The organism is uncultured Brachyspira sp., from assembly GCF_934747485.1.
GTDB lineage: Bacteria > Spirochaetota > Brachyspiria > Brachyspirales > Brachyspiraceae > Brachyspira.
Genome location: NZ_CAKVGN010000013.1, coordinates 42,372 through 49,293, shown reverse-complemented (window position 1 = coordinate 49,293; position 6,922 = coordinate 42,372). Strand labels below are relative to the sequence as shown.

Genomic DNA, 6,922 nt, shown 5'->3' with positions numbered 1-6,922 from the left:
AATTGTTTATCTTTACTTAATTTACTGCGTTTCATACTTAAATTTTAACAAATTTAAGTTATCTAGGACAGCCCCAATAAAATTAATTATGTTGATTTACTTTTAAAATCTATATAATTCTATTGACATTTATTAAAATTATGTTTAGATTATACGAACATTAAGTATTATTAACGAGGGGGATTATTAACATGTCAGTACAAGAATTAAAATCAGATAATTTCGAGAGTGCAGTATCATCAGATAAAGCAACTTTGGTAGATTTTTTTGCAGAATGGTGCGGACCTTGTAAAATGCAAACACCTGTTTTGCATAAAGTAGCAGACGCTAATTCTGATAAAATGAATTTTGCTGCTGTAAATGTTGATGAAGCAGAAGAAATAGCTGCTAAATATGGTGTTCAATCTATACCTACACTTATGGTTTTTAAAAACGGTGAAGTTGTTAAAAGAGCTGAAGGTATGAAAAATGAGGCTCAATTAAAAGAATGGCTTCAAGAATATCTATAAAATAAATCCAAAAATAGAAAAGCCTGATTTTTGTATAAAATTACAGAATTAGGCTTTTTTTTATTTTAAATTAATATATAATTTGATTATGTTTATTTAAGGGGTAGTTATGTTTAGTACGAATAATACATTAATTGAGAGATTGTCTTCAAGATTAAGAACAACAAAAGCAGAAATCAATAAACTTATCAATGAATTATTTTCTAGTATTACTCCATATGTTTTGAACAATAAAGTTTTTTATATGTATGAGTTGGGGTATATATATTTAGATAAAAATTATAATATTATGTTTAGAAGTGCGGATATGTCTTTCGACGCTTCTTTAAATACTATCACAGAAAAATATGATACTGTAAAAAACAGAGCTATTAAAAAGAAATTATATGAAATGATTTTTGAAAATATTAGGCATTTAGTTGATAATGGAGAGAAGGTATATATAGAAAATTTTGGTACTTTTTTTCATGATGATGGTTATGTAAACTTTGAAAAAGATAGAACTTTACTTTATTTAGTTGAAATGAAGATTCAAAATATTCAAAATAAATATTTGGGATATAATAAGTTAATAGATAGATTATGTTCTGCAAAAAAAAATTTAACTAGAAATTTTGTTAAAGATGAAATTAATAATTTATTTGAAAATATTGCTTCTTTGGTATTAGAAAAGAAAATATTCTTTATTTATGAAGTTGGAAATATATTTATTGATAAGAATTATAATATAGCCTTTAGAAGTGCGGATATGGGGTTTGATGCTTCGCTTTACAGCATTATATCTAAGATTGATAATGTTGATGAAAGATTAGAAAAGAAAAAATTTTTTGAAGCTGTATTTGAAAATATTAGACATTTAGTTGACCATAATGAGAGCATTTGTATAGATAATTTCGGTACTTTTTTCTACAATAAGGGCTATGTTGGTTTTAATGCTGATGAAGTTTTTATTAATAGAGTTAATAATAAATTCTTTAATGAAAAAGCAGCTATTGCCAATGAAAATAAATTAGAAATGAAAGATTACAGCAAAGATGAATTATTAGATTTATCAAACATTTCTGATAAGCAAGTAAAATCCAATAAACCAAAGAAACAATCCAAAGAAAAAAAAGAATCAACAAACAATTTTATACTATTAAAAATAGCAGCAGCAATAGTTATTGTTATCGCTGTTATCATTATGCTTCTTTTGAATGTTAATAATAATGGAAGCAGTAATGTAGATAATGAGAAACTATATAATATAGTAAACGGATATTTTACAAATGTTAATACTGCAAGTTCGTCTTATACTGTATCAAACAATATGTATTATTGGGATATAGCCAAAGAGGTTTATGGAAATTCTACTTACTGGCCTATAATATCTGCTTACAACAAATATGATATAATTACACCAATAAAAAAGGGAAGTAAAATAACTTATAAATTGATTCCAAACTTTTGCAATGTAGATGACTTGATAGCATTTGAAAACAGCTTATCAAAATCTTTTATTAAGGTCTACCCTATTTTACAAGACGGGAAAAAATACAATCATGCTATGTGGTCATTAAAATTGGCTGCTTATTATGATATAAGAGTTTTCAAAGATAATACTAATTCCATATCTAATGAAGCATATACAAAAATATTATCAGAACATTCCGGAATGAATAATCTATTATATAGAATGAACAGATATAATAAAGTTACTAAAAATCCTATATTTTCATTGATAGGAATAATTAAAGATAATACTAAATATAGGCAATAAGGATAATAGATGAAGGTAGTAACAACAGAAGAGCTAATAAATATAGATAAAAAAACAACAGAAAAAATTCCTTCTATACTTTTAATGGAACATGTGGCTTTAGATATATTTAATTTATTAGAAGAAAGGTATGCTGAAACGCTTAATAATCATTTTGTGCATATATTCTCATCTGTTGGAGGCAATGGCGGAGACGGTTTTGCTGTTGCAAGATATTTAATAAAAAACGGATACAATGTAAATGTTTATATTACCGGCAATTTAGATAAGGTTAATAAAGACACTTATGCTAATTTCAATATATTAAAGTCTATGAATGTTGAAATTAAATACTTAGGCAGTGAAGAGAATGTTTATGAAGCTATTGATTTGATAGATGAAAATGATATAGTTTTAGATTCATTGTTTGGCACAGGCGGAAGAAGACCTTTAGGCGGTATACAAAAACTTTTAGTAGATAGTTTAAATGATTTAAATATTATAAGAATAGCTATAGATATACCTTCTGGGCTATATTCAAATATTGATGATAGCTCTAATAGCTGCTTTAAGGCAGATGAAACTTATACTGTATGTTTTGCTAAAGACGTTATGTTTTTGTATAACACGAGAGAATATATTGGAGATTTATTTATAATAAAATCAATATTTCCAGAGAATATATTAGATGAAGCTCCTTATGTTGCCAATTTAATAGATTTTGATGAGAACATAGATATAGTAAGAAATGCTTTTTATTCTAAGAGGGAGCAGGGAAAGCTTGCTATAGTATGCGGAAGCTATGAATATACAGGAGCTTGCATACTATCTGCAAAGGCAGCCTATAGAAGCGGAGTTGGATATATTAGGCTTTATGTTCCTAAGGCAATATTAGAAACTGTAAGAAATGCTGTAATGATAGATATGCCTGAAATTGTTGTTATAGGCGTTGGGGAATATGATAATAAATATTTTACAGCAGATGATTTATATATTGCTGATGAAATAAATAAGAGTGATGCTTGTATAATAGGCTCTGGTATAGGCAGAGATATGTCTACAGAAGTTTTTATTAATTCTATATTAAAGCAAATAAATATTCCAACAGTTGTAGATGCTGATGCTTTATATTTGATGTTTCAAAGCACTTTATCAGAATTGGGTAATAACTTTTTACTTACTCCGCATGTTTATGAGTTTGAAAAGCTTATGGGTATTAATCATATAGAAGCTTTAACTAATCCTTATAGTGCTTTGAGAAAGTTTAGAGAAAACACCAAGGCTAATATAATATTAAAAGACGCTGTCAGCTTTTTAATGAATGATGATGATATATATATAAATTATAACCCTACAGTTTCTATGGGTAAAGCTGGAATGGGTGATGTATTAGCAGGTTTTATTGGAGCTTTTTTAGCAAGAAAATTACAAATGCTTGAAGCTTCAAAGTTGGCATTGATATTACAATCAAAAAGTTTTTTAGAGGCTAGCAAAAAATTAGGAAATGATTCTGTTCAGGCAAAAGATGTTGCTTATTTTCAATCAAAAATATTAAAGAGGATGATGTAAATTGGCAAGAGAGGTATACGACCCAAAAAAACCAGAATTAGAGTTTTATAATATTAAACCGCCGCACACTCCAAAGATGCCTAAAATACCAAGAAATCCTAGTATATTTTCTAAAAGATGGTTTATGCTTCTTTACGGAAGTTTTCTCACTATTGTGGTGTTATTTTTCTTTGCAAATAGGGCTGGACTGCTTGATAAAATAGAATTTTTTAGAAAGTTTAAATCCCCTATCACTACTAAAATTAATAATATAGATTCAAGCAACAATGAATTTGTAGTAGCCACTATAGAAGTTAATAATTTTAACTATACTAATTCTAACACAATAGAAGAATTAAATGCAAGCATATCATTATATAATAACAAAAAACTCATCTTTACAGGCAATGACAAATTTTATAATGTAATGTTTCCAGTTGGTCAGCGTATTGGTTTTAGAATGCCGTTTGATAAAAATTATTGGAAAGAAGCAAATAGAATATTAATAGTTTTAGATATAGATGATAATTTTACTCACAGCAATTTTGTGAGAATAAGAAGATAGCAATTTTTAGGTTTATACTGAAAAATTATTAAGTCTATAAGAGATTAGTTTTTTTAGCTTAAAATGTTGGTATTATTTTATATTAATACATATTCCTAAGACATTATCTATATATGTGCGTTTTTTGCAACTTTTTGGAGCGGCAAAAAAGTTGATATAAAATAATAGTTTTAATATACACTAATAATTATTAACTTTTTTATTTTAGTTATTTGCAGGGCTTTGCCCCCTGCGAAGCGTGCCCGTAGGGTAGCACCCCACTTCTTTTGCGACCGAAGGAAGTGCCTGTGGTAGTGACCCAAAGAAGCAAAAAGACTGCATTTCTTAGCTTAAAATGTTGGTATTATTTTATGTTAATACATATTCCAAACATACAAAGCTAAAAATATATACAACAAAACATACTCGTTTAGATATACTTTAAAAATAAAAAACGGAGCTTTTAAAAACTCCGTTATAAAAAAGGTATTTATGTTTAATTAAATCTTATCTCTTATTTAGATTTTTTTCTTAATCTGTCCATAGGGCTAATAATATCAGTTACACGAACACCGAAGTTTTCATCGATAACTACAACCTCACCCTTAGCGATTAATTTTCCATTAACAAGCAAATCCACAGGCTCACCAGCTAACTTTTGAAGCTCAATTATAGAACCTTCACCAAGACCTAAAATATCTTTAATAGTCATAGTAGCTCTTCCAAGTTCAACAGTCATATTCATAGTAACGTCCATAAGCAGACCGATGTTACCAGTACCTTGAACATCAGAAGCAGGCATTAAAGAATTAAATTCAGCATGCTGTACGCCGAGCTGTTTTGCAGCATCATTAGCTTGAGTATTATTACTGCTTGCTGCATTAGAATTAGTTTTTGAAGCATTAGATAAAATAGCTTGTAAAACAGGCAATTCAAAAGCAAATATATAAGGAGCGTTATCTATTTCGCCGTCTATACTTAGAGAAGCATTTACTATAGCTAAATGTCCAGCAATATTTATAGAAGCAGCATCATCTAATACGCTAGTTTCTACAGGAGCATTAGTAAAGTTTCCTCCAAACTTAGAAGTTAAAGCACTATCAGAAACTCCAATCATTTGAGAGAAAGCTTCTTTTAATACTTGAGCTACCATATCATTTAAATCTGTTTCAGCCTGACCAGTCATAAGAGAAGCTATAGTTAAAGCCTCCTTTTCATCCATAAAATAATAAACATTACCATTAGCTGAGCCAGTGTATGATACTTTTGCCTCTATCACTTTACCAGAAAGCATTTGATGCAAATTACTTACATCTCCAACAGTTGTAGTAATATTTGTGATGGACACAGTCTTTGTAGAAATAGAAGATAATGAATAAGCTTGATTATCTGCTATAACTTTAGCTGCTTCATTAAAAAGCTGCTTATCTACATTATTGCCGTTTCCAGCAGATGCTGAAGTATTATCATTGCTTCCAAAAGCCTCTTCACTTCCTTTAAGCAAAGCTTCTATTTCATCTTGAGATAATGCACCGTCACTCATCATAACCTTAATCCTCCTCTTTTAATAAATCATCTTCGGTGATATCAGTTTCTCCATCCATAACACCAGTAAGCTGCACAGCCATTCTGCTTCCAGATATACCAGGACAGCATAAGAATTTCTTCATAGTACCAATCTTGAATATTACAGGGTCAGTAATCTTAGTTTCTGTAAACTTAACAACATCGCCCTTTTGCAAATTAAGAATGTCTGATAATGGTAATTGTATAGAACCAAGTTCAGCCGAAGTTTCAACATATATATTTTGTAATTTTTCTTTAATAATCTTTAAGTTTTCACTAGTGCTTCCTCTTCTTACAGAAGCATACCAATATTGAGCAGAGAATTTAGAAAGTATAGGCTCAATAGTAATATAAGGTATACAAAAGTTCATCATACCTTCAACATCAGCAACCTTTGTCTCTAATGTAATAAGTACAACCATGTCATTAGGACTAACCATCTGAGCAAACTGCGGGTTAGTTTCTATAGAACCTAAACGAGGTCTTAAATCTATTACCTGAGACCAAGCCTCCCTTAAGTTACCTAATATTCTTACTATAATACCTTCCATAACAGACAACTCAATATCTGTTAATTCTCTATTTAAGTTTTTAGGACTCTCTCCAGCTCCTCCAAACAACCTATCTATAATAGTAAAAGTAATAGATGGGTCAATCTCTAAAATTGAACTTCCTTTCAAAGGGTCCATACTCACAATGGCTAAAGTAGACGGATTACTTACACTTCTTATAAACTCTTCATAAGTAAGCTGATCTACACTTGCTACGTGTATACCTACTAAAGTTCTTAATTGAGCAGATAATGAAGTTGTAGTAACACGTGCAAAGTTTTCATGCATCATCTGAAGCGTTCTTATTTGGTCTTTAGAGAATTTATCTGGACGCTTAAAGTCATAAATCTTAATCTTTCTATGTTCTACTTCCACACGCTTAGTATCAATATTATCCAACACTTCGCCAGATGATATAGCACTTAATAATGCATCTATTTCGCTTTGTGACAATACTTCTGTCATA

General features: G+C 29.4%; 6 protein-coding genes. 4 read left to right on the top strand and 2 right to left on the bottom strand.

Going from position 1 to position 6,922, the window contains the following annotated elements:
* Positions 1 to 191: 191 nt before the first annotated feature.
* The 4 genes from trxA to Q0H31_RS03970 all read left to right on the top strand — a co-directional run bounded on the left by trxA (position 192) and on the right by Q0H31_RS03970 (position 4,360).
* Positions 192 to 509, top strand: coding sequence for a thioredoxin (gene trxA / locus Q0H31_RS03985; protein WP_295295940.1), 318 nt, complete (start codon positions 192 to 194; stop codon positions 507 to 509).
* Between the two features lie 109 nt (positions 510 to 618).
* A complete protein-coding gene (locus tag Q0H31_RS03980) occupies positions 619 to 2,268 on the top strand; it encodes a hypothetical protein (protein ID WP_295295939.1) in 1,650 nt (549 codons plus the stop codon).
* Between the two features lie 9 nt (positions 2,269 to 2,277).
* Positions 2,278 to 3,816 (top strand): NAD(P)H-hydrate dehydratase, encoded by a 1,539-nt coding sequence (locus tag Q0H31_RS03975; RefSeq protein ID WP_295295938.1) that lies wholly within the window; start codon positions 2,278 to 2,280, stop codon positions 3,814 to 3,816.
* A gap of 1 nt (position 3,817) precedes the next feature.
* On the top strand, positions 3,818 to 4,360 hold the full coding sequence (locus Q0H31_RS03970) for a hypothetical protein (RefSeq protein ID WP_295295937.1): 543 nt from the start codon (positions 3,818 to 3,820) through the stop codon (positions 4,358 to 4,360).
* Positions 4,361 to 4,853: 493 nt separating this feature from the next.
* On the opposite strand, the gene fliN is transcribed toward Q0H31_RS03970, so the two are convergent.
* Both fliN and fliM read right to left on the bottom strand, forming a co-directional pair.
* Positions 4,854 to 5,885 carry a flagellar motor switch protein FliN gene (gene fliN, locus Q0H31_RS03965; protein ID WP_295295936.1) on the bottom strand — a complete coding sequence of 344 codons (1,032 nt, stop codon included), beginning with the start codon at positions 5,883 to 5,885 and terminating at the stop codon, positions 4,854 to 4,856.
* A 4-nt stretch (positions 5,886 to 5,889) separates the two neighbouring features.
* Positions 5,890 to 6,921 (bottom strand): flagellar motor switch protein FliM, encoded by a 1,032-nt coding sequence (fliM, locus tag Q0H31_RS03960; protein WP_295295934.1) that lies wholly within the window; start codon positions 6,919 to 6,921, stop codon positions 5,890 to 5,892.
* Position 6,922 lies beyond the last annotated feature (1 nt).

Excerpts from the sequence above, each read along its gene's own strand:
- Q0H31_RS03975 (WP_295295938.1), top strand. The coding sequence starts at position 2,278 with ATGAAGGTAGTAACAACAGAAGAGCTAATAAATATAGATAAAAAAACA.
- fliM (WP_295295934.1), bottom strand. The coding sequence starts at position 6,921 with ATGACAGAAGTATTGTCACAAAGCGAAATAGATGCATTATTAAGTGCT.
- fliN (WP_295295936.1), bottom strand. The coding sequence starts at position 5,885 with ATGATGAGTGACGGTGCATTATCTCAAGATGAAATAGAAGCTTTGCTT.
- Q0H31_RS03980 (WP_295295939.1), top strand. The coding sequence starts at position 619 with ATGTTTAGTACGAATAATACATTAATTGAGAGATTGTCTTCAAGATTA.
- trxA (WP_295295940.1), top strand. The coding sequence starts at position 192 with ATGTCAGTACAAGAATTAAAATCAGATAATTTCGAGAGTGCAGTATCA.